Below are 23324 nucleotides of genomic sequence, written 5' to 3' on the forward strand. Positions count from 1 at the left end.
AGGAAGAGCTGATTAATTTTTAAACAAATAATGCGAAGCATGCGCGATGTGCAGAAAAAGGTGTGATAACGAACACGATTTTGCGCTTTTTTGGGGTGCTTCAAAGAAAGTTCAGCCGCATCCGTGTATGTTACGCGTTTTTTAGCGTGTGCGGTTTTGAGTATGTACGAGTTTAACCTGGTGCTGCTGTTGCTTCAGCAGATGTGCGTGTTTCTGGTCATTGCCTGGCTGATGAGCAAAACGCGTCTTTTCATCCCGCTGATGCAGGTCACCGTACGCCTGCCGCACAAGCTGCTCTGCTACGTCACCTTCTCTATTTTTTGCATCATGGGGACCTATTTTGGTCTCCATATCGAAGACTCTATTGCCAATACGCGCGCCATCGGCGCGGTGATGGGCGGGCTGCTGGGCGGCCCGGTCGTCGGTGGCCTTGTCGGTTTAACCGGTGGGCTGCATCGCTATTCCATGGGCGGGATGACGGCGCTCAGCTGCATGATCTCGACGATCGTCGAAGGGCTGCTCGGCGGCCTGGTGCACAGCTACATGATTAAGCGCGGTCGCCCGGACAAGGTGTTTAGCCCGCTTACCGCCGGGGCCATTACTTTTGTGGCTGAAATGGCGCAGATGGCAATCATTCTGCTGATTGCCCGCCCGTTCGAGGATGCGCTGCACCTGGTCAGCAATATTGCCGCCCCGATGATGGTGACAAACACGGTGGGCGCGGCGCTGTTTATGCGTATTCTGCTCGACAAGCGCGCCATGTTTGAGAAGTACACCTCGGCCTTTTCCGCCACGGCGCTGAAGGTTGCCGCCTCGACCGAGGGGATCCTGCGTCAGGGATTTAACGAAGAGAACAGCATGAAGGTCGCGCAGGTGCTCTATAAAGAGCTGGATATCGGCGCGGTGGCCATTACCGATCGCGAAAAGCTGCTGGCGTTTACCGGCACCGGAGACGATCATCATCTGCCGGGCAAACCGATCTCGTCGACCTATACGCTGCGCGCCATTGAAACCGGCGAAGTGGTATATGCCGACGGTAACGAAGTACCTTACCGCTGCTCGCTGCATCCGCAGTGCAAGCTGGGCTCCACGCTGGTCATTCCGCTGCGCGGGGAAAATCAGCGGGTGATGGGCACCATCAAACTGTATGAGGCGAAAAACCGTCTGTTCAGCTCCATCAACCGCACGCTGGGGGAGGGGATCGCCCAGCTTCTTTCCGCGCAAATTCTGGCCGGGCAGTATGAACGGCAGAAAGCCCTGCTGACGCAGTCTGAGATTAAGCTGCTGCATGCCCAGGTCAATCCGCATTTCCTGTTTAATGCCCTCAACACGCTCAAAGCGGTGATCCGCCGCGACAGCGATCAGGCCGCGCAGCTGGTGCAGTTTCTGTCGACCTTTTTCCGCAAAAACCTGAAGCGCCCGTCAGAAATCGTGACCCTGGCCGACGAAATTGAGCACGTGAATGCCTATCTGCAAATTGAGCAGGCGCGGTTTCAGTCCCGCCTGCAGGTGTCGCTCTCCGTTCCGGACGAGCTGGCGCATCAGCATCTTCCTGCATTTACCCTGCAGCCTATTGTGGAGAACGCCATCAAGCACGGTACCTCGCAGCTGCTGGGGACAGGGGAGGTCACCATCGCCGCCAGCCGTTTTAATCACCATCTGGTGCTGGATATTGAAGATAACGCCGGGCTTTACCAGCCTTCCAGCTCAGGTGGATTAGGGATGAGTCTGGTGGATAAACGCCTGCGCGCCCACTTTGGCAACGACTGTGGCATAACCGTCGCCTGCGAGCCTGACCGCTTTACCCGTATTACCGTTCGACTGCCGCTGGAGGAAAACGCATGTTAAGAGTGCTTATTGTGGATGACGAGCCGCTGGCACGGGAAAACCTGCGCGTTCTGCTGCAGGAGCAGCCAGACATTGAGATTGTGGGGGAGTGTGCCAACGCCATTGAGGCCATCGGTGCGGTGCACAAGCTGCGCCCGGACGTGCTGTTCCTCGACATTCAGATGCCGCGCATCAGCGGTCTGGAGATGGTCGGCATGCTCGACCCGGAGCATCGTCCCTACATCGTGTTTCTGACGGCGTTCGACGAATATGCCGTTAAGGCTTTTGAGGAGCACGCGTTTGATTATTTACTCAAGCCGATTGAAGAGAAGCGGCTGGAAAAAACGCTCACCCGTTTACGCCAGGAGCGAACCGTCCAGGACGTGACGCTGCTGCCGGAGAACCAGCAGCCGCTGAAATTTATCCCCTGCACCGGGCACAGCCGGATTTATCTTCTGCAGATGGATGATGTGGCGTTTGTCAGCAGCCGCCTGAGCGGGGTGTTTGTCACCAGCGCGGAAGGGAACGAAGGGTTTACCGAGCTGACCCTGCGCACGCTGGAGAGCCGCACGCCGCTGATCCGCTGCCACCGCCAGTATCTGGTCAACATGGCGCACCTGAAGGAGATCCGCCTGGAAGATAACGGCCAGGCCGAGCTGGTGCTGCGCGCCGGGCAGACCGTCCCCGTCAGCCGCCGCTATCTGAAAAGTTTGAAAGAGGCGATTGGCCTGTAAAACTGGTACACTGCGCGCCATTGCATCATCGACATTCGAAGGCTCTATGCTAAGTAACGACATTCTTCGTAGCCTGCGCTACACCCTGAAAGCAAACAATAACGACATGGTGCGCATTCTTGCGCTGTCCGACATGGAGTCCACGTCTGCAAATTTTGATACCTGGATGACCAAAGAGGACGAAGAGGGCTTCGTCCGCTGCCCGGACATCATTCTGTCGGGTTTTTTGAACGGGCTGATTTACGATAAGCGTGGCAAAGATGACTCTGCGCCCGAGCTGGCGCTGGAGCGTCGCGTGAACAACAACACGGTGCTAAAAAAGCTGCGTATCGCCTTCTCGCTGAAAACGGACGATATCCAGGCGATCATGACCGAGCAGAAATACCGCGTGTCGATGCCGGAAATCACCGCCATGATGCGCGCGCCGGACCACAAAAACTACCGCGAGTGCGGCGACCAGTTTCTGCGTAATTTCCTGCGCGGGCTGACCCACCGGGTGCATCACCCGAAGGCGTAAATGCGGCATGGGTGCGGCATGTTGCCCTCACCCCGGCCCTCTCCCACAGGGAGAGGGAGAACAAAAAAGCCGGAGATGATCTCCGGCTTTTTTGTTATTTCACCTGCTGGCCTGGCTTGGCGCCTTCGTCCGGGCTTAACAGGAAGATATCTTTCCCGCCTGGGCCCGCGGCCATCACCATCCCCTCGGAGATGCCGAAACGCATTTTGCGCGGTGCCAGGTTAGCGACCATCACGGTTTGACGGCCGATCAGCACCTGCGGGTCCGGATAGGCAGAACGGATGCCGGAGAAGACGTTGCGCTTCTCGCCGCCGAGATCCAGCGTCAGGCGCAGCAGCTTGTCAGAGCCTTCCACGAATTCTGCGTTTTCAATCAGGGCCACGCGCAGATCGACTTTAGCGAAATCATCAAAGGTGATGGTTTCCTGAATCGGATCGTCCGCCAGCGGGCCGGTCACCGGTGCTGCAGCCGCTTTCACCTCTTCTTTAGAGGCTTCGACCAGGGCTTCAACCTGCTTCATCTCGATGCGGTTATACAGCGCCTTAAAGGTGTTCACCTTGTGGCCGAGCAGCGGCTGCGCCATTGCATCCCAGGTCAGTTCGGTGTTCAGGAACGCCTCCGCGCGGGCTGCCAGCTGCGGCAGAACCGGCTTCAGGTACGTCATCAGCACGCGGAACAGGTTGATGCCCATGGAGCAGATGGCCTGCAGATCGGCATCGCGACCTTCCTGTTTGGCGACAACCCACGGTGCCTGCTCGTCCACATAGCGGTTAGCCAGGTCAGCCAGCGCCATGATTTCACGCACGGCTTTTCCGAACTCGCGCGTTTCCCAGGCTTCGCCAATGGTGGCCGCCGCATCGGTGAAGGTTTGGTACAGGGCAGGGTCCGCCAGCTCAGCCGCCATTACGCCGTCAAAGCGCTTGGCGATAAAGCCCGCGTTACGGGAGGCCAGGTTCACCACCTTGTTGACGATGTCCGCGTTCACGCGCTGCACGAAATCTTCCAGGTTCAGGTCGATATCGTCGATGCGGGAAGAGAGCTTCGCGGTGTAGTAGTAGCGCAGGCTGTCCGCGTCGAAGTGGTTCAGCCAGGTGCTGGCCTTAATGAACGTCCCACGAGACTTGGACATCTTCGCGCCGTTCACCGTTACGTAGCCGTGTACGAACAGATTGGTCGGCTTGCGGAAGTTGCTGCCTTCCAGCATTGCCGGCCAGAACAGGCTGTGGAAGTAAACGATGTCTTTACCGATGAAGTGGTACAGCTCAGCCGTGGAATCTTTCTTCCAGTATTCGTCGAAGCTCACGGTATCGCCGCGCTTGTCGCACAGGTTCTTGAAGGAGCCCATGTAGCCGATTGGCGCGTCCAGCCAGACGTAGAAATATTTGCCCGGCGCGTTCGGGATTTCGAAGCCGAAGTACGGCGCATCGCGGGATATATCCCACTGCTGCAGGCCGGATTCGAACCACTCCTGCATCTTGTTCGCCACCTGCTCCTGCAGCGCGCCGCTGCGGGTCCACGCCTGCAGCATTTCGCTGAAGGACGGCAGGTCGAAGAAGAAGTGCTCGGAGTCTCGCATCACAGGCGTGGCGCCGGATACCACGGATTTCGGCTCGATAAGCTCGGTCGGGCTGTAGGTCGCGCCGCAGACTTCGCAGTTATCGCCGTACTGGTCCGGGGATTTACATTTCGGACAGGTGCCTTTGACGAAACGGTCCGGCAGGAACATGCCTTTTTCCGGATCGTACAGCTGAGAGATGGTGCGGTTTTTGATAAAACCGTTCTCTTTCAGACGGGTGTAGATCAGCTCCGACAGCTCGCGGTTTTCGTCGCTGTGCGTGGAGTGATAGTTGTCATAGCTGATGTCAAAGCCAGCAAAATCGGTCTGATGCTCCTGACTCATTTCGGCAATCATCTGCTCCGGGGAGATCCCCAGCTGCTGCGCTTTCAGCATGATCGGCGTGCCGTGGGCATCGTCCGCGCAGATGAAGTTAACCTCGTGGCCGCGCATTCGCTGGTAACGGACCCAGACATCAGCCTGGATATGCTCCAGCATGTGGCCGAGGTGGATTGAGCCGTTGGCGTACGGCAGGGCGCACGTTACCAGAATTTTTTTCGCGACTTGAGTCATAGTAGGCATTACTTCTTTTAACTGTGAAAAGGGTTTTCGATATTACCAAAAGGGGCATTATTAAGTAAGCACAAACCACGGCCTTTCAGGTAAACTTGTTTGTCTAAGGTCTTATTCACAAGAACAAAGGAGTCGGGATGAGTTCTCAATCCCAGGCCAAATCACCGGAAGCCTTACGAGCAATGGTCGCCGGGACGCTGGCTAACTTTCAGCATCCAACCCTGAAGCACAACCTCACTGCGCTGAAAGCGTTACACCACGTCGCATGGCTGGACGACACATTGCACGTTGAGCTGCAGATGCCGTTCGTCTGGACCAGCGCTTTTGACGCGCTGAAAGAGCAGACCAGCGCTGAGCTGCTGCGCATTACCGGTGCGAAAGCGATTGACTGGAAGCTGAGCCACAGCATCGCCACGCTGAAGCGTGTGAAAAATCAGCCGGGCGTCAACGGGGTGAAAAACATCATCGCCGTGAGTTCAGGTAAGGGTGGGGTGGGTAAATCGTCTACCGCCGTCAACCTCGCGCTCGCGCTGGCGGCGGAAGGGGCAAAGGTCGGTATTCTGGATGCCGATATCTACGGTCCGTCTATTCCAAACATGTTGGGTGCGGAAAATCAGCGTCCAACCTCGCCGGACGGCACGCATATGGCGCCGATCGTTGCGCACGGTCTGGCGACCAACTCCATCGGTTACCTGGTGACCGACGATAACGCCATGGTCTGGCGCGGCCCGATGGCCAGCAAGGCGCTGCTGCAGATGCTGCAGGAAACGATGTGGCCGGACCTGGATTATCTGGTGCTGGACATGCCGCCGGGCACCGGTGACATTCAGCTGACGCTGGCGCAAAACATTCCGGTAACGGGCGCCGTCGTGGTCACCACGCCGCAGGACATCGCGCTGATCGACGCCAAAAAAGGCATCGTGATGTTCGAGAAAGTGGAAGTGCCGGTACTCGGCATCGTTGAGAACATGAGCATGCACATCTGCAGCAACTGCGGACACCATGAGCCTATCTTCGGTACCGGCGGTGCGGAGAAGCTGGCGGCGCAGTATCACACCCAGCTGCTGGGGCAGATGCCGCTGCATATTTCCCTGCGTGAAGATCTGGACAGCGGAAAGCCGACGGTCGTGAGCCGCCCGGACAGCGAATTCGCGGAGATGTATCGCCAGCTGGCGGGGCGCGTTGCGGCGCAGCTCTACTGGCAGGGTGAAGTGATCCCGGGTGAAATTGCCTTCCGCGCGGTGTAATTCCTCTGCGCTTTAGTGCCGGGTGGCGGCTTTGCCTTACCCGGCCTACGAAATACGGTTTTGTAGGTCAGGTAAGCGAAGCGCCACCTGACGTTACCCAAGCCGATAATGCATCAGATAGTACTCTCCCTCAGGAGAATTTCCCGTCGCCTCAATGTGCCAGCCGTGCCGCTGGTAAAACGCAATAGCCCGCGCATTCTTCACCAGACACTTGAGTGAGCCCGTGCTGGTAAACGTCTTCTGTACGTGCTCAAGCAGCACATGTCCGACGCCCAGGCTCTGATACTGCGGATCGACAAACAGGTTGTGCAGAAAATTATCGTTCGTCCAGACTGAGGCGAAGCCAAGTCGGTGCCCATCCTGTTCCGCCACCCAAATCTCTTCGTCCAGGGTTGCCGCGTCAAAATCTTCCAGCTGCCACGCAGAACTGTCCAGCCACGGCCAGGCTTCACGCCGGGCGTGGAGGTAGAGCGTGCGCAGGAAAGGGCGGTCGCTCTCCTGCCACGAACGGATTACGATTGAATCAGCGATGATAGAAAATATCTCCATTGTAGGCTTTGTAGATTTTGCCATCTGCATCGCCAATCAGGACGTAGTTTTCGCCCATGTAGGTCCAGTGGGTGCCGGCATCCGGCGCCGGAAGGTTACGCAGCTGGTACTGTTTGATGGTGTACTCCGGCGTTTGATACTGCGCCGGTGCCGTATCGCCGATTTTAAACTTCGTGAAATCGGCGATGAACTCTTGTTCTTCATAGGCCTTGATGCCCGATGGCGCAGCGGCGGTTTGCGGGGCAGAGAACGCGGAGCCCGCCAGAGACAGTAATACACCCAGAAGCAGCAATTTACGCTTAGCCATTTTTTCTCCAGTGATATCGTTGCAGATACTTTCGTCTGCAGGGCACTCAGCACAAGGCAGACAGTCTATTTTAAGTATCAAAGCATGATGCGTTTGATAAAAAATGTAACAAAAGTGGAGGGGTTTGGGTAGTCGATTACGGTGATGTTTATTATTGCGGTGAATGTTAGTTGTGCGGAATATTTATTATTTTTATCATTTTATTAATCTATTCTGAAAATAACTTTTTACGTCAAAATTGCACCGTTAAGCGAATGCTTTCGCGAGGGATAACATTTAATATCGCGGCGCATAAACTGTTATTACTCTCCGTTTTCTTGCGCAATTGTGCGCTGTGTTTAACTTTTTAAACAACAGCGGGTTTGCGCTTTGCACTATTACGGAAAAATAATAAATAACTATATTTCAAGGTGTTGCTTGTGTTTTTTTTGCAAGTTAAATGCCCGGCGCAACGATAAATCAACATTTTATATAAATGAAAAATACAACTGCTTTTTTATTGTCCTTTCTGACGCTCAGCCAGCTAACAGGATGTGTATTTTCACCAGGCCAGAACTTAAGTCTTTCCGGTAAAAAAGTCACTACCGGTGAAAAAATTAACGATCCGCTGGACAAACGCGTGGAGGTTTTTCCTTTAACCCCGGGATTAATTGAAAAACTGCGCCCACCCGTTTCTAAATCTCAGGCAAATCCTAATCTGGATGAGCAGCTCAAAAACTGGGAATACCGCATTGGCCCAGGGGACATTCTGACGGTCACCGTCTGGGATCACCCTGAACTCACGACGCCCGCAGGGCAGTACCGTAGCGCGAGCGACGCGGGTAACTGGGTTAACGCCGATGGCACGCTCTTCTACCCCTACGTCGGCAGGCTGAAAGTGGCGGGCAAAACGGTTTCGCAGGTACGTGAGGAGATCACCGCGCGGCTGGATAAGGTCATTGAGAGCCCGCAGGTGGACGTCAGCGTTGCCTCCTTCCGTTCTCAAAAAGCCTATATCACCGGAGAGGTTGAGAAATCGGGCCAGCAGCCAATAACCAATATTCCATTGACGGTAATGGATGCGGTGAACGCCGCGGGCGGTCTCTCTGCGGATGCCGACTGGCGTAACGTCGTGCTCACGCATGATGGCCAGGACTCGCGCCTTTCACTCTATGCTCTGATGCAACATGGCGATTTGACCCAAAATAAGCTGCTTTATCCGGGCGATATCCTGTTTGTTCCCCGGAACGACGCGCTGAAAGTGTTCGTGATGGGCGAGGTGGTTAAACAGAGCACCCTTAAGATGGATCGTAGCGGCATGACGCTGGCCGAAGCCCTGGGGAATGCAGGCGGGCTGAACCAGAATATGGCCGATGCAACCGGGATTTTTGTTATTCGCCCGGTTTCACGAAAAGGCGAGAAAGACAAAATCGCCAACATCTATCAACTCAATGCGGAAGATGCCTCAGCCATGGTGCTGAGTACAGAATTCGAGCTGGAACCGTACGACATTGTCTATGTCACGACGGCACCGCTTTCACGCTGGAACCGCGTGATCGCCCAGCTGGTACCCACCATCAGCGGTGTACATGACCTGACCGAAACCGTCCGTTACATCAGGTCGTGGCCGCAATAATGTTCAATTCAATTCTCGTGGTTTGCACCGGCAATATTTGCCGTTCACCGATTGGTGAGCGGCTGTTGCGCCAGCAGCTACCCGACGCGCAGGTGACCTCGGCAGGCATTTTCGGGCTTGAAGGACGCCCGGCGGATGCGGCTGCAAGGGCTGTCGCCTTACGTCATGGCGTTTCGCTGGAAGGTCACGTGGCGCGTAAGGTCACACGTTTTCTGTTACAAAAATCCGATTTGATTCTGGTGATGGAGCCAGAGCATCTCCGTTTTATTGCCTCAATCGCGCCGGAGAATCGGGGGAAATCGCTGTTGTTTGGTCAGTGGCTGGAAACAAAGGACATTCCCGATCCGTATCACAAAAGCCGGGAAGCCTTCGAATATGTTTTCGAGCAGTTAGGAAAAGCCAGCCAGGAATGGGCTCGTCGTTTGCGTCAACAAGGAATGAAGCAGTAATGTCGTCTCATAAATCAGACAAATTTGGTGCTGCGACACCGCATAATAATGAAATTGATCTCATTCAGCTGATGGCTGAGATGTTTGATCATCGGGTAATGATAGCGTGCATCACGCTCCTGTTCACCGTATGCGCCGGGATCTATGCGTATAGCGTCACACCGATCTATCAGGCTGATGCCCTTGTACAGATAGAAGCGAAGCAGGACAATTCGTTGCTCAAAAGCTTAAGCCAGTTTGGGACCGATCTTTCACCTGATGTAGCTCCCGAACTCCTGCTGCTCAAGTCGCGGATGATTCTGGGAGAGACCGTTGACAAGCTGGGGCTAACGTACAGCGTTAAACGGCGCGTGCTGCCCGTCATTGGGCCGCTGCTGGAAGGAGGGCGTAAAGCCGGTGAACTGACAATTGGCGCGCTTACCATCCCCCTTCTGGAAGACAAGCCACAGGAACTTTTACTGACCGTTCAGGAGCAGGGCCGGTATCACCTCGAAGGTAAAACGCTTGAGGCTGATGGCGTCGTTGGGAAAACGCTGGTTAAAGACGGAGTAACGCTGCTTGTTACCTCCCTCAGTGCGGCGCCAGGGACCCAGTTTGCCCTCGAAACCGTCACAAAGCTTGAGGCAATTAACGCCCTTCAGCGTCGGCTCACTGTTTCGGAGTCGGCGAAGCAGAGCGGAATTATCACCTTAATGCTGACGGGCGAGGACCCTGACAAGATCGCCGTGGTGCTCAACACCATTGCTGAAAATTATCTCAGCCAGAATATTGCGCGCCAGGAGGCTAAAGATACCCGCAGCCTGACGTTTTTACAGGATCAATTACCTAAAATCAGCCGCGAACTGGATGAAGCCGAAGCGCGACTGAACGCCTACAGAGAGCAGCGCGATTCTGTCGATCTCTCCCTTGAGGCGAAGACGGTTCTCGATCAGGTGGTTAATGTGGAAAACCAGCTTAATGAGCTGACGTTCCGCGAAGCAGAAGTTTCTCAGCTTTTCAAAAAGGATCACCCAACCTATCGCGCCTTACGGGAGAAAAAACAGACCCTGGAGCAGGAACGTACGCGCCTGAATAACCGCGTCTCATCCATGCCTTCTACGCAGCAGGAAATTTTGCGCTTAAGCCGTGACGTTGAGTCCGGGCGCACCATCTACCTGCAGCTGCTGACGCGTCAGCAGGAGCTGAATATCTCGCGCTCCAGCGCCATCGGAAATGTGCGGATCATTGACCCTGCAGTAACGCAGCCTGCCCCAGTCAAACCGCGCAAAGTGATTATCATTGTGCTCGGTATGCTGGTGGGATTGATGCTCTCGGCAGGAACGGTGTTGGTGCGCTCTGCGTTTAAACGGGGCATCACCTCGTCTGAACCGCTGGAAGCGCAGGGAATGCCTCTTCTGGCTACGCTCCCGCGTTCGGTGTGGCTATGGAAAAAAACGCATTTGCGCAGGAGGACGCTGTTTGCTTCCCACTGGAAGCACAGGACGACAAACGTACCTTTCCTGCCCGTTGAACGTCCGGCAGATATGTTTGTCGAGGCGGTGCGCGGGTTACGCACCAGTCTGCATTTCACCATGATGGATGCCGCTAACCGGATAGTCGCGGTTTCAGGCCCTTCGCAGGACTGCGGAAAGACCCTGGTGAGCACCTCGCTGGCGTCGATTGCGGCTCAGGCCGGACAGCGTGTGCTGTTCATTGATGCGGATATGCGCAAAGGATATGTCCACAACATTTTCAAACTGAACAACCGCCATGGGTTGTCCAGCGTGCTGGGGGGAAATGTAGAGTGGCAGGATGCGATTCAACGCTTCGAGAAAGGTGGCTTTGATGTGTTGACCTGTGGACCTCAGCCTTCGCATCCTGTCGAGCTGCTTATGAATGAGCGCTTCCAGACGGTAATGTCGCGAATAGACAAAGAATACGACATCGTGATTGTCGACACGCCACCGGTGCTGGCCGTGACGGATGCGCTACTCGTCGCCAGAGCCGCGGCAACCACGTTGCTGGTTGCCCGTTTCGGTAAAACCAGCGTCAAAGAGATCGAGAACTGCCGGAAGCGTCTGCAGCAGATGGGCGTACAGGTTGAAGGTGCGATTCTCAATGATATTGTGAAATCCGCTGCGTTCTATTACCACTCGGGTTATAGCCATTACGACTACGGCTATACCCCGGAATAAAAGCGGCGCGACACTTCTTTACAGCATAACGCCGGATAGCCCGTTAAGATGACCTCCGTTAAATCGAGAGGTCATAATGGATAACCGTAAATTGAGTCGCCTGCGCCGCTGGGCGCGGGAAGGGATCATACTCATTCTGCTTACGCTGGCGGTCATGTGGGGTGTGGATCAATACCGAAAGCCGTCATTACCCGCCAGCTTTAGCGCAACGCCAATGCAGAGCATCGACGGTAACATTCACTATATCGCGGCGCTTAGCCAGCAGCGCCCGCTGCTGATTTACGTCTGGGCAACCTGGTGCAGCATCTGTCGTTATACGACACCTGCGGTCGATAAGCTGGCTAAAGAGGGCGGTAACGTCGTGAGCATTGCCATGCGTTCCGGTGACGATGCTAAGCTCGCCCGCTGGGCTGAAAAGAAAAACCTGAGTATGCCGGTGATTAACGATGCAAACGGCGCCTTGTCGCAGCAGTGGCAGGTGAGCGTAACGCCGACGCTGGTGATTGTGTCAAAGGGGGAAGTAGTCAGTACCACAACGGGCTGGACGAGCTACTGGGGATTGAAAATCAGAATGTGGTGGGCAGGTGTATAAAGATAACCCCTCTTCCGACGGAAGAGGGGTTTTGTATTACTTAGCCAGAACTTCCTGCGCGGTGCGCTCAACCAGCGACAGCAGGATTTTGATATCCTCCAGCGTCACGGTTGGGTTCAGCAGGGTCAGCTTCAGGCAGGTGATGCCGTTATGCTCGGTCACACCGACGTTTGCACGGCCGGATTCCAGCAGCGCATCACCAATTTTCTGGTTCAGCAGGGCGATGCCCGCGTCGTCCATCTGCACCTGACCACGGAAGCGGAACAGCACGCTTGCCAGCTGTGGCTGCATAACCAGTTCCAGAGCAGGCTGCGCTTTCACGTAGGCCGCAACCTGCTGCGCCAGCGTTACGCCGTGATCGATGATCGCCGCGTATTGCTCCTGACCCAGCGCTTCCAGGCTCATCCACAGCTTCAGCGCGTCGAAACGGCGAGTGGTCTGCAGAGATTTGGACACCAGGTTAGGCACGCCCGCTTCTTCGTCGAACTCAGAGTTCAGGTATGCCGCCTGATAGCGCATCAGCTCATAGTGGCGCGCTTCTTTCAGCAGGAACGCGCCGCAGCTGATGGTCTGGAAGAACTGCTTGTGGAAGTCCAGGGTGACGGAATCCACCAGCTCAATGCCGTCCAGGTAGTGACGATACTGCTCAGACATCAGCAGCGCGCCGCCCCAGGCCGCATCAACGTGTACCCAGATGTTCTGCTTCGCCGCCAGTTCAGCGATCGCGCGCAGCGGGTCGATAGCGCCGGCATCGGTGGTACCTGCCGTCGCGACGATGGCCAGAATCTGCTCGCCGTTCGCGTTGCACTGTTCGATTTTTGCCGCCAGATCGGTCAGATCCATGCGGGAGAACTCGTCGGTTTTCACCTGCACCACGGACTGGTAGCCCAGGCCCATCAGCGCCATGTTTTTCTGCACGGAGAAGTGCGCGTTTTCGGAGCACAGAACGCGGATCTTGCGCAGATCGCCCATCAGACCGTCCTGCTGAACGGAGTGGCCCTGACGCGCGAAGAACGCGTCACGGGCAAGCATCAGACCCATCAGGTTGCTCTGGGTACCGCCGCTGGTGAAGACACCCGCGTCGCCAGCCTGATAACCCACGCGGGTACGCAGCCACTCGATCAGTTTGATCTCAATAATGGTTGCGGACGGGCTTTGATCCCAGGAGTCCATACTCTGGTTAGTGGCGTTGATCAGCACTTCCGCCGCCTGGCTTACCACCAGGCTTGGGCAGTGCAGGTGCGCCACGCACTGCGGGTGATGAACGGACAAGCTGTCTTTCAGGAAGAACTCTACGGCGCGTTCAATCGCCGCTTCGTTGCCCAGCCCTTTCGGGTTGAAATCCAGCTTAATACGGTCGCGCAGCTCCGCGACCGTTTTGCCCTGGTACATCTCAGGCTGCTTCAGCCACTGCATCACAGCCTGAGTGCTTTGTTCAATCGCCTGCTGGTAAGCTTCAATGCTCTGCGCAGAGGAGAACAAAATTGGGTTTGAATCTGACATCGTAATCAACTACTCCGGTTACGCCGGGCGAACGCCCGCAGCAAGCAGTGCCTGCTCGAATTTATCCAGGAAGATTTTCAGCTCTTCATCGCTGATCAGCAGAGAAGGCAGCAGGCGCAGAACGATACCGTTACGACCACCACGCTCCAGAATCAGACCGGCTTCGAAGCACTTCTTCTGAATCAGCGCAGACAGTTCGCCGTCGCCAGGGAAGCAGCCCATGTGGTCAGCGGCTTCGTGCGGCTTAACAATCTCGATACCGATCATCATGCCCAGACCGCGAACGTGACCGATTACCGGATAACGTTTCGCCATCTCTTTCAGCTGGCCTTTCAGCCATTCGCCCTGAGCAGCCACTTTGCCTGCGATGTTCTGGTCTTTCAGGATTTTCAGCGTCGTCAGACCGGTTGCCATCGCCAGCTGGTTGCCGCGGAAGGTGCCGGTGTGGTGGCCTGGCGCCCATGCGTCGAACTGCTTTTTGATGCCGAGCACGGCCAGCGGCAGACCGCCACCGACTGCTTTAGACATCACGATGATGTCTGGCTCAATGCCAGCGTGTTCGAAGGCGAAGAATTTACCGGTACGGGCAAAGCCAGCCTGAACTTCGTCGAGGATCAGCAGAATGCCGTGTTCCTGAGTCACTTTACGGATGCGCTGCAGCCACTCGGCCGGAGCCGGGTTCACGCCGCCTTCACCCTGAACGGCTTCCAGAATTACCGCAGCAGGCTTACGCACGCCGCTTTCAACGTCGTTGATCAGGTTGTCGAAGTAGTAAGTCAGCGCTTTCACGCCCGCTTCACCACCGATACCCAGCGGGCAGCGGTACTCGTGCGGGTAAGGCATGAACTGCACTTCTGGCATCATGCCGTCAACCGCTTCTTTTGGAGACAGGTTGCCGGTCACGGACAGTGCGCCGTGGGTCATGCCGTGGTAACCACCAGAGAAGCTGATGATACCGCTGCGGCCGGTCACTTTTTTCGCCAGCTTCAGCGCCGCTTCAACGGCGTCGGCACCGGATGGACCGGTGAACTGCAGGCAGTACTCTTTGCCCTGGCCTGGCAGCAGAGAGAGCAGGTATTCAGAAAACGCGTCTTTCAGAGGCGTAGTCAGATCCAGAGTGTGTAACGGCAAGCCGCTGGTAATGACATTTTGGATGCTTTTCAGCACATCAGGATGGTTATGGCCAAGCGCAAGGGTCCCTGCGCCTGCTAAACAGTCAAGGTATTCTTTATTATCTGCATCGGTGATCCACACGCCTTCTGCTTTAGTAATCGCTAAAGGCAGTTTGCGCGGATAACTCCTGACGTTAGATTCAAACTCGGCCTGACGGGCCAGATAGGTTTCGTTGCTTTTGTGGGCATCTACGGTGTCAATACGGACTTTATCCGTCATCATATCACTCCTACAACCGCCGCTTCGCTATGAGCCACGATTGAATAAAAAGTTAAAAAACAGATGGGGGCCTGAAAAAAACGCCGCCAATATAGAGCCTTTTGTCACGGGGCTCAATGGTTAATTTGTTTACTGTTTTGTGACATGGGGCACAGGAGAGGCGATATCACCATTTTTAAAAAGAGAATTGCAATTTATTTGCAATAAAAACAAAGAGTTATGGTGGTTTTGTTCGGTGTATTAAATGACAGAAAAGAGTGTGACAAATCGTGCCATTGACTGACAAAAAAAGGCGGTATGCTGCCTTCATACCTCCTTATTTTTCCATCAACGACGAAAAGCGGCAGTCACATGGCGCGCGCAAGAGAATCACGCATTAAAAATGGACTTTCAACGCGCGTCGTTTCCCGGTGTTGGTCACCGTTAATAATGTGCAGGGCGCTCAGGCGGCCAATTTCGTAGTGGGGCAACTGAACCGTTGAAAGAGGCGGCAAAAATAGCTCGCCAATGCCCACCATGTTGTCGTAGCCGATAACCGCGACATCTTCAGGAATGCGGAGCCCTTGTGCCAGCAGCGTCTGGTACACCATAAACGCGATACGATCGTTACCGCAGATAACGGAGTCAAACCGCGGAATGCCGTTCTGGATGCGCGCCAGCAATGCGGACGGAATATCACGATAATGCTCATCCCCGAGCGCCATATACTCATGTTCGAGGCTGTCCGGGTCGACCCCGGCTTCACGGCAGGCGCGTTCCAGCCCCTGGCGGCGTCGGGTTGTGGCCAGATGGCCCACAGGTAAATGCAGGCACAGGGGTTTCCGATAGCCTTCCGCGAGTAAGGCCCGGACGGCGGCGTACTGCCCCTGTTCATCATCCGGGATATAGCTGGCGACCTTTTCACCGACACTCTCACAGTTGGCCAGCACGCAGGGAAGGGTGAGCAGCTTGGCGGGAAGAGGAACCTGACGTAACCCCATCGTGGTGTAGATAATCCCGTCTGGTCGGTGGGAGAGCAGAAGGTCGACGATGGCATCCGGGTTGTCGTCAGCAAACATATTCATGACGAAGCTATTCCAGCCGTGCATCCTGGCCGTCTCTTCAATGGACAGCGTAATCTCCACCGAAAAAGGTGTCGTGACCGTATCAAGCGCCAGCACGCCTATGGTTTTAGGCGAAGCATTCGCGCCGCGTATTTTCTTTGCGGACAGATCGGGGACGTAGCTGGTCTGCTCGATAGCCCACTGCACGCGCGCCAGCGTTTCCGGCTTGAGGCGCTCCGGGCTGTTAAGCGCGCGGGAAACCGTCATCAGCGAGACGTTAGCCAGCTTTGCGACGTCCTTCAGGGAAGCCATTTTCTTACTCCGTTAATGCTCTGTGAGAGGGTATACAACTAAGTCGCTGATGTAAAAGGAAGGCTGATGATCAGGTTAAGTCATGCTTACCTCAGTGATGAATTTATGATCTCGATCTCACTCTCTTAATGTTAACGTTAACTTTCGTGATTAACATCTTAAATCTTAATCAAGCAGCATGAGAAAGCATGAATGTTAACGTTACCATTGGGTCATTACTCCAACACGAGAATGCCATGATGAAAACGCATCACTCTCACAGCTACCCCTTATTAAGCGCTTTACTGTTTTTCTTTTTTGTCACCTGGTCATCTTCCGGTTCGTTGCTCTCTATCTGGCTCCATCAGGAAGTGGGCTTAAAAGCGGGGGATACGGGCGTTATCTATGCCGTGCTTTCCGTCTCCGCGCTGTTTGCTCAAATCTGCTATGGATTTATTCAGGACAAACTCGGCCTGCGCAAAAACCTGCTCTGGTTTCTGACGAGTCTGCTTATTCTTTCCGGCCCGGCCTTTTTGCTGTTTGGCTATCTGCTGCAAATTAACGTGTTGCTGGGCAGTATTTTCGGCGGGATTTTTATTGGCCTGACGTTTAACGGTGGGATTGGGGTGCTGGAATCCTATACCGAACGCGTCGCCCGTCAGAGCCAGTTTGAGTTTGGCAAGGCGAGAATGTGGGGATCGCTTGGCTGGGCGGTGGCAACCTTTTTTGCGGGGCTCCTGTTTAACATCAATCCGAAGCTGAATTTCGCTGTCGCGAGCTGCGCCGGGCTGGTGTTTTTTGTTTTGCTCGCGCGCCTCAGGGTCTCTTCCGCACCGCACGCCATGCAGGAAGCGGTGTCCGGTGGCAAGGTGACGCTGGAAGACGCATTGCGCCTGCTGACGCTGCCGCGTTTCTGGGCGCTGGTGTTTTTCGTTATCGGCACCTGCATTTACGGCGTTTACGATCAGCAGTTCCCGGTCTATTTCTCGTCACAGTTCCCGACGTTGCAGGAAGGGAACGCCATGTACGGCTATCTCAACTCCTTCCAGGTTTTCCTTGAGGCGGCGGGTATGTTTTGCGCCCCGTGGCTGGTGAACCGCCTCGGCGCGAAAAACGGCCTGATATTCGCGGGAATGGTGATGGCAATGCGTATGGTGGCATCCGGGCTGGTTGAGGGGCCGGTGCTCATCTCCATTACCAAGCTGCTGCACGCGGTTGAGCTGCCCGTATTGCTGGTTTCGGTATTTAAATACAACAGCTTACATTTTGATAAGCGGCTCTCCTCCACCCTCTATCTGGTGGGCTTTGCCTGTACAAGCTCGGTGATTGCTTCGGTTCTCTCGCCGTTGGCAGGCTACAGCTATGAGAAATACGGTTTTGCCCAATCCTATCTCATCATGGGGCTGTTAGTTTTCAGCACCACGCTCATCTCCATCTTCCTGTTGCGCTCGGGTAAGTCTTCTTCTGACCCGCTCGTGCCGCAACCCTCCACTGTCTGACTGAAAAGAGTAAACAAATGATGTATTCCATTGCCAAAGCTGAACAGGCATTACAGGCCAAACGCGGCGATCTTAACCTGCGCTGGTATCCCCGTTACCACCTCGCCGCGCGTGCCGGCTGGATGAACGACCCGAATGGCCTGGTGTGGTTTGACGGCTGGTATCACGCCTTTTACCAGCATCATCCGTACTCGACCCAGTGGGGGCCGATGCACTGGGGCCATGCGCGCAGCAAGGATTTAGTTCGCTGGGAACACCTCCCGGTGGCGCTGGCACCGGAAGGGCCAGAAGACAAGGACGGCTGTTTTTCCGGCTCGGCGGTGGTGGATGGCGATACGCTGGCGCTGATTTATACCGGACACAAATTTCACGGCGATCCGGGTGACGAGGCTAACCTTTACCAGGTGCAGTGCCTGGCAACCAGCCGTGATGGCGTTCATTTTGTGCGGCAGGGAACGATCGTTGATACGCCGCCTGGCCTGCATCACTTTCGCGATCCGAAAGTGTGGCGGGAAGGGGAGCGCTGGTACATGGTTGTCGGCGCACGGGATGGCGAGACGGGCCAGGTGCGCGTTTACCGTTCTGACGACCTGCGCGAATGGCAGGATATGGGCGTGCTTACGGTGGCTGAAAAAGAGATGGGTTACATGTGGGAATGCCCGGACTTTTTCACCCTCAACGGCAAACGCGTGCTGATGTTTTCACCTCAGGGGCTGGCTGCGGAGGAATTCAAAAATCGCAATCTTTTCCAGAGCGGTTACCTGCTGGGGGAGTGGCAGCCTGGCCAACCTTTCGTGCGTGAAGGTGAGTTTGTGGAGATGGACTGCGGGCATGATTTCTATGCGCCACAAAGCTTCCAGACGCCTGACGGCCGCCGCATCGTTATCGGCTGGATGGACATGTGGGAATCCCCCCTTCCGGAACAGCGGGACGGGTGGGCTGGCATGCTCTCTTTACCGCGCGAGCTGACGCTAAGCGCGGATAACCGCCTGCAAATGCGGCCAGCCAGAGAAGTCGAAAGCCTGCGGGGAGCGTGGTTCCCCTGGCCGGTGAGTACGCTCAACAATCAGCAGATCGCTCAGGTGGAAAGCTGTGATGCGATGGAGGTCATTCTGCAGTGGGATTGCGCTAACAGCAGCGCGGAGCAGTACGGCATTCGTCTTGGCGACGGATTCCGTCTCTACGTCGATGCGCAGATGCAGCGCCTGGTGCTGGAGCGTCATTATCCGCAGTATGGCCTGTGCGGTACCCGAAGCGTCGCGCTTAACCTGAACGACACGCTAAGCCTGCGCCTGTTCTTTGACAGCTCGTCAGTGGAAGTGTTTGTCAATGAAGGGGAGGCCTGCCTGAGCAGCCGCATTTACCCTGATGAAGGGGCGCGCGAGCTGGCGCTGTTTGCCTGGACGGGAACCGCATCGCTTATTGATGCCGGGGCGTGGCAGCTAGAGTAATACGTTAAGGCCTGCAAATGAAAAAGGCGACAGGTGTCGCCTTTGTTTTCTATTTAATCTTTGTTGCGTAGCCTACAAACTTTCCTTCTTTACTCACCGCTAGTTTGCCTTTAGCAGGATAGTAAATGAAGGTGTATAGCCCTTGTGAATAAACTTTTGCCTGAGGCTCATTTTCATCCAGCGCGCCCAATACGCCATCGACATCCAGTATCTCGCCTTTAATCGTGATCTTCATCCCTTCCCATTTAAAGGCGTGAACCGCTTTGGCTGCCTGAGCATGTTGTTTCGCGTCTTTTTTAGCCCAGATACCCGTACCCGCTGCGGCATCACTCGCGTTCGCCCATGCTGCATTTTGTGCGGCTTCATTATAAACATTCTGGCGATTTTGCTCAGCCAGGTAGCAGGTGTCTTTGCTAATACCCTGGCGCTCACATTCGGCCATGCGCTGAGCAGGTGAAGTACACGCAGAAAGCAGGATGGCAGTCCCAGCTACTAATACCGCTAATAATGACTTTTTCATTACAATGATACCTTAGATGAAATAATTTCTATAAAAGGAGGTTTAATAGCCGCAAATATAATAAGCCTGATACATCATACCTAACCATGCGCCAACGCTAATAAGCATCAGGTACAATATTACAGAGATAACAATGTATTTTGTCATGCTGGTTATTTATTAAAAGCCGATCCCTACGCCGATTGAAGCCCCCATGTTATTCGCTGTGTCATCAGAGAAGCTCACTTTACCAACCATATGTTCGTTAAAGTTAACCGACGCCCCAACTGCTAAAGCGCTTTCACCGTTGTAAGTCGCACCGCCAGCCGAGAACATCACGCGCTGATTCGTTTGCACCTGAGGTAAACCGGCCATCGCCATCGCGCCACTGATACCCGCGTTTGCTTCTTTCTTGTTATTATCGACTTCCTCACGCAGCGATCTAAATTGCTGGTTAGTGTTATTATTCAGAGCCTGTAATGTCTGTTTGGTCGCCTGCAGCTCCTGAGCCTCGGCAGTAATAGCCTGGCTATTAGTGGCAACTTTTGCCTGGGTTGCCGTGTCTACCTGCGTTCGTGTCAGGGTGGTCATCACGCCATTTTTGCCATCTTTGCCGTCTTTACCATTCGCTCCGTCACGTCCGTTAACTCCAGCAACGCCCTGTGCGCCTGTAGAGCCGGTATCGCCTTTATCACCTTTAGCGCCATCTTTTCCATCAACGCCGTTAGTTGGTTTTGGTGCATTCTCAAGAGCTAACAGGCGGCCATCTTGTATACCGTTAGTAGCTTCAACGGTTGCAAGGCGGCTATCCTGGACAGCGTTAACAGTTTCGATATTAGTAATTGCAGTTCCGTTAGTAAGGACGCCTTTTAACGCCACATCACCTTTTGTATTAGCGGTGTCGGCAAGAGCGCCTGCTAATTTAGCTTCCTGATCGACATTAGAAACAGAGGTCTGAAGAGAGGAAATATCGTTGGCGTTAGTGCTGATATTATCTTTACTTACGTCAATCTCGTTCTGCATACGGTCGCGATCGCCTTGTAAGTTAATGATCTGTCCATGCTGCGTTACGTTTTCAGCTATCATGTCATCCAGATTATAAGCGGTATTATTAGTTCCATGAATCTGAATAAAAGTACCTGAATTGAATACGTTATCGTTAAGGTTTACGTTTACATCAGCTGCTTGAGTTACATTCATAGAGCCAGTGGAAATAACACCAAATACAAAAGCAGCAACGGCATTTTTAACAACTTTCATTTGAAAAGCACTCATCATTTAAAAAGTAAAATGGGCAAGGCTGGCTATCCTGGCGCGTTGATGTAACGTCTGGTTACGCCTGATTAAAATAACGGAGTTACGTAGAGTTTTGAATAAATCACTTAATTCGTAACGTGCAGTAACTATCAATTAATGTGAGCTTAATGATATTGATCTAAATCATAAATGGCATGAATAGCCAAAGTGATTTTTTAAGGGATGGCGCAAAATATCTCAATGTTTACATTAACTTATAAGGTGCATGGCAGATGCGAGTTTCGTGATAACCCTTTGATTGAGAGGCTAAATGTTTAGCGGGGTTAAACGGTTTAGAACTCACTTTATATTTCATTCGAAATAAGTTTTAATGATTAATGAAACATAAAAAAGACTGACTGAAAGCGGAAAAAATTATGTTGGTAGAGCTATTTCTTAAACGCTGAAAAAAGTGAGTGTTTTTTGGACGTAATGTAATTGTTATAGAGAATGGTGTTGATTTAAAGAAGTGGCATAATAGTCCTGTAATTATCGCTGCTAGCCTTTTCTTTCGCACCACCCCTGCATGAAGAAGCGATCCCCGAAAGGGCGCTTGCGCCAGCATGAAACTTCCCCTAATCTGGCAAAAAGTAAGTCAATGCTTACCAAATGACTCGGGGTGCCCTTCTACGTGAAGGCTGAGAAATACCCGTATTACCTGATCTGGATAATGCCAGCGTAGTCCTGGTAATTATCCAAGATAAAATCAAAGACTTATCTGCGATTTTCGAACCGTTTTGTTTAGCCGATCACATCGAGGCTCACGAAATGGGACACCAGACCATACGCCACACCATTAAACGTAACGGGGTTTATTACGTTCGTTTTCGCCTGCCTGATAATAAGTTTTTCCGTAAGTCGTTAGAGACTGACAGCCACACCCAGGCGCAGTTGCTCATGTCTTTTGCTTCTCCTGTAATTCCACTGGTTCAACGTGGAACCATCCAACCGGATCACTTCGGTAAGCGTCTTTCTGAGTATGGCAATAGCCTGAAGCAGCAGAATGAACAATGGCTGGCACAACAATTTCTCAGTGAAGAACGGCGCAATCTTCAGCCGATAGTTGTTCAGGAATACCGCGAGGTTGTGGCGCCTTCAGAAGATGAGGAAGAACAAACAGAAGCACAGTCAAATGATGTGTTAACACTGGCTGGCGCTTGGAATATGTACAAAAAGGAGAAAGCCCAAAACTGGACGAAGGCAATTTCACAGGCCAATGAGCGCTTTATGGAAGTCATATTCATTGTCCTTGGTGCATCAACAGATGTAATGACGATCACCAAGCAGGACATCAAGCAGGTGATGGAAGTTGTTGAAAACTTGCCTAAGCGTGTAGTGCAGCCTTATCGGTCAATGACGGTTCAGCAATTGATCGAGTGTGATGATGTGCCTCCTGAAGATTTGGTTGGCGCTGAGTCTATCCACAAGCATTTGAAGATTTACAAATCGCTGTTCAAAACCTTCCTGACTGATAATAAAGATATTCTGGAGAAGTCTCCGACTGATGGAGTAGTCGCCGCTCCCTCGAAAGCGAGGTTTGGCGCATACCGTGCGGCAGAAATGAGAAAGTTTGTGGGGTGGGCGCTCAAGCAGCCTGACGGGTGGCAGAAGTGGATCACCTTGCTGTTGGCGTACACGGGAGCCAGACGAGGGGAGATTGCCAAGCTAGAGAAATCACACATCAAATTTGATGAGGACAGCCAGCGACACTATCTCCTGATCGCGGAAGGAGGGCAGGGTAAAACTGAGAACGCTACAAGGCAGGTAGTGATCCATCCCAAACTGATCGAGTGGGGATTCCTCGATTTTGTTAATCGGCAGTGGAAAGAGAAAATCTTCTCGCCAGTGTCGGGTAAGAACATGCCCAAGATCGGCAAAGTGTTAGCTGACGTTCGCGATCAGCTTGGTATTCCGTACCTTGATGATTATGGACAGCGGCGCTTGGTGCACTCGTTTAGGCACACCATGATCTCAACATGTTTAGCTGGCTGGGTTGGTAACCTGGCACACTTGCAACAGGTGGTAGGACATGAGAAAAGCGGTTCAGGGATTACCAGACGCTATTTGCACACTTTTCCTTTAAGTTCAGTTTGTTACGTGATTGATGGTTTGGACTGGTTAAATTGAGGTGATATTTGTGAGAGGGTTGAACAAATAGAGAAAATCATGTTGTTACCTCATTCGCTGGAGATATAATGACCAGATTGTCAT

The 23324-nt window shown here is 53.6% G+C and carries 19 protein-coding genes; 11 read left to right on the forward strand and 8 right to left on the reverse strand.

The features are described from left to right. Positions 1-162: 162 nt before the first annotated feature. Genes OSH03_RS07695 through OSH03_RS07705 form a run of 3 tightly spaced genes read left to right on the forward strand, consistent with a single transcriptional unit; the run spans position 163 to position 3078 of the window. Positions 163-1848, forward strand: coding sequence for a sensor histidine kinase (locus OSH03_RS07695; RefSeq protein ID WP_061097638.1), 1686 nt, complete (start codon positions 163-165; stop codon positions 1846-1848). Beyond that, complete coding sequence (gene btsR / locus OSH03_RS07700; RefSeq protein WP_024908144.1) at positions 1842-2561, forward strand: two-component system response regulator BtsR; 720 nt, start codon at positions 1842-1844, stop codon at positions 2559-2561. Before OSH03_RS07695 ends, btsR begins: the two co-directional genes overlap by 7 nt. Positions 2562-2607: 46 nt before the next feature. Next, the gene (locus OSH03_RS07705; RefSeq protein WP_061097639.1) at positions 2608-3078 is read left to right on the forward strand and encodes a YehS family protein; all 471 of its coding nucleotides are present in this window, start codon (positions 2608-2610) and stop codon (positions 3076-3078) included. A 94-nt stretch (positions 3079-3172) separates the two neighbouring features. Here OSH03_RS07705 and metG read toward each other — a convergent pair whose 3' ends face one another. After that, on the reverse strand, positions 3173-5206 hold the full coding sequence (metG, locus tag OSH03_RS07710; protein ID WP_049000348.1) for a methionine--tRNA ligase: 2034 nt from the start codon (positions 5204-5206) through the stop codon (positions 3173-3175). Positions 5207-5343: 137 nt separating this feature from the next. Between metG and apbC the strand changes: the two genes are divergently transcribed. Continuing rightward, a complete protein-coding gene (gene apbC / locus OSH03_RS07715; RefSeq protein ID WP_061097640.1) occupies positions 5344-6453 on the forward strand; it encodes an iron-sulfur cluster carrier protein ApbC in 1110 nt (369 codons plus the stop codon). A 93-nt stretch (positions 6454-6546) separates the two neighbouring features. Here apbC and OSH03_RS07720 read toward each other — a convergent pair whose 3' ends face one another. Next, positions 6547-7026, reverse strand: coding sequence for a GNAT family N-acetyltransferase (locus OSH03_RS07720; RefSeq protein WP_061099642.1), 480 nt, complete (start codon positions 7024-7026; stop codon positions 6547-6549). After that, the gene (locus tag OSH03_RS07725) at positions 6977-7309 is read right to left on the reverse strand and encodes an RcnB family protein (protein WP_008500887.1); all 333 of its coding nucleotides are present in this window, start codon (positions 7307-7309) and stop codon (positions 6977-6979) included. The genes OSH03_RS07720 and OSH03_RS07725 overlap by 50 nt, the downstream gene beginning before the upstream one ends. A gap of 475 nt (positions 7310-7784) precedes the next feature. Here OSH03_RS07725 and OSH03_RS07730 point away from each other — a divergent pair, with 475 nt between their 5' ends. The 4 genes from OSH03_RS07730 to OSH03_RS07745 all read left to right on the forward strand — a co-directional run bounded on the left by OSH03_RS07730 (position 7785) and on the right by OSH03_RS07745 (position 12139). Further along, positions 7785-8924 (forward strand): polysaccharide export protein, encoded by a 1140-nt coding sequence (locus OSH03_RS07730; protein ID WP_266178739.1) that lies wholly within the window; start codon positions 7785-7787, stop codon positions 8922-8924. Beyond that, positions 8924-9373 carry an arsenate reductase/protein-tyrosine-phosphatase family protein gene (locus tag OSH03_RS07735; RefSeq protein WP_061097642.1) on the forward strand — a complete coding sequence of 150 codons (450 nt, stop codon included), beginning with the start codon at positions 8924-8926 and terminating at the stop codon, positions 9371-9373. Before OSH03_RS07730 ends, OSH03_RS07735 begins: the two co-directional genes overlap by 1 nt. Next, positions 9373-11547, forward strand: coding sequence for a polysaccharide biosynthesis tyrosine autokinase (locus OSH03_RS07740; protein WP_266178740.1), 2175 nt, complete (start codon positions 9373-9375; stop codon positions 11545-11547). Before OSH03_RS07735 ends, OSH03_RS07740 begins: the two co-directional genes overlap by 1 nt. Positions 11548-11623: 76 nt before the next feature. Then, positions 11624-12139 carry a protein disulfide oxidoreductase gene (locus OSH03_RS07745; protein WP_266178741.1) on the forward strand — a complete coding sequence of 172 codons (516 nt, stop codon included), beginning with the start codon at positions 11624-11626 and terminating at the stop codon, positions 12137-12139. A 36-nt stretch (positions 12140-12175) separates the two neighbouring features. Here the strand turns inward: OSH03_RS07745 and OSH03_RS07750 are convergent, their stop codons facing one another. The 3 genes from OSH03_RS07750 to OSH03_RS07760 form a co-directional block, all read right to left on the reverse strand. Beyond that, on the reverse strand, positions 12176-13642 hold the full coding sequence (locus OSH03_RS07750; protein ID WP_266178742.1) for a pyridoxal phosphate-dependent decarboxylase family protein: 1467 nt from the start codon (positions 13640-13642) through the stop codon (positions 12176-12178). Positions 13643-13660: 18 nt separating this feature from the next. After that, on the reverse strand, positions 13661-15037 hold the full coding sequence (locus tag OSH03_RS07755) for a diaminobutyrate--2-oxoglutarate transaminase (protein WP_014884533.1): 1377 nt from the start codon (positions 15035-15037) through the stop codon (positions 13661-13663). A gap of 344 nt (positions 15038-15381) precedes the next feature. Next, positions 15382-16389: a LacI family DNA-binding transcriptional regulator gene (locus OSH03_RS07760; protein ID WP_266178743.1), complete on the reverse strand. Its 1008-nt coding sequence runs from the start codon at positions 16387-16389 to the stop codon at positions 15382-15384. 236 nt (positions 16390-16625) lie between these two features. Between OSH03_RS07760 and OSH03_RS07765 the strand changes: the two genes are divergently transcribed. Together OSH03_RS07765 and OSH03_RS07770 are read left to right on the forward strand one after the other, a co-directional pair. After that, the gene (locus OSH03_RS07765) at positions 16626-17867 is read left to right on the forward strand and encodes an MFS transporter (RefSeq protein WP_061097647.1); all 1242 of its coding nucleotides are present in this window, start codon (positions 16626-16628) and stop codon (positions 17865-17867) included. A gap of 17 nt (positions 17868-17884) precedes the next feature. After that, a complete protein-coding gene (locus OSH03_RS07770) occupies positions 17885-19318 on the forward strand; it encodes a glycoside hydrolase family 32 protein (protein WP_266178744.1) in 1434 nt (477 codons plus the stop codon). A 49-nt stretch (positions 19319-19367) separates the two neighbouring features. Here the strand turns inward: OSH03_RS07770 and OSH03_RS07775 are convergent, their stop codons facing one another. Both OSH03_RS07775 and OSH03_RS07780 read right to left on the reverse strand, forming a co-directional pair. Next, entirely contained in the window at positions 19368-19838 is a 471-nt protein-coding gene (locus tag OSH03_RS07775) for a hypothetical protein (RefSeq protein WP_266178745.1), read from the reverse strand. A gap of 159 nt (positions 19839-19997) precedes the next feature. Further along, positions 19998-21077: a YadA C-terminal domain-containing protein gene (locus OSH03_RS07780; protein ID WP_266178746.1), complete on the reverse strand. Its 1080-nt coding sequence runs from the start codon at positions 21075-21077 to the stop codon at positions 19998-20000. Positions 21078-21881: 804 nt separating this feature from the next. Here OSH03_RS07780 and OSH03_RS07785 point away from each other — a divergent pair. Beyond that, a complete protein-coding gene (locus tag OSH03_RS07785; protein ID WP_266178747.1) occupies positions 21882-23240 on the forward strand; it encodes a site-specific integrase in 1359 nt (452 codons plus the stop codon). Positions 23241-23324 lie beyond the last annotated feature (84 nt).

This window comes from Enterobacter nematophilus, assembly GCF_026344075.1.
In the GTDB taxonomy this organism is placed as follows: domain Bacteria; phylum Pseudomonadota; class Gammaproteobacteria; order Enterobacterales; family Enterobacteriaceae; genus Enterobacter; species Enterobacter nematophilus.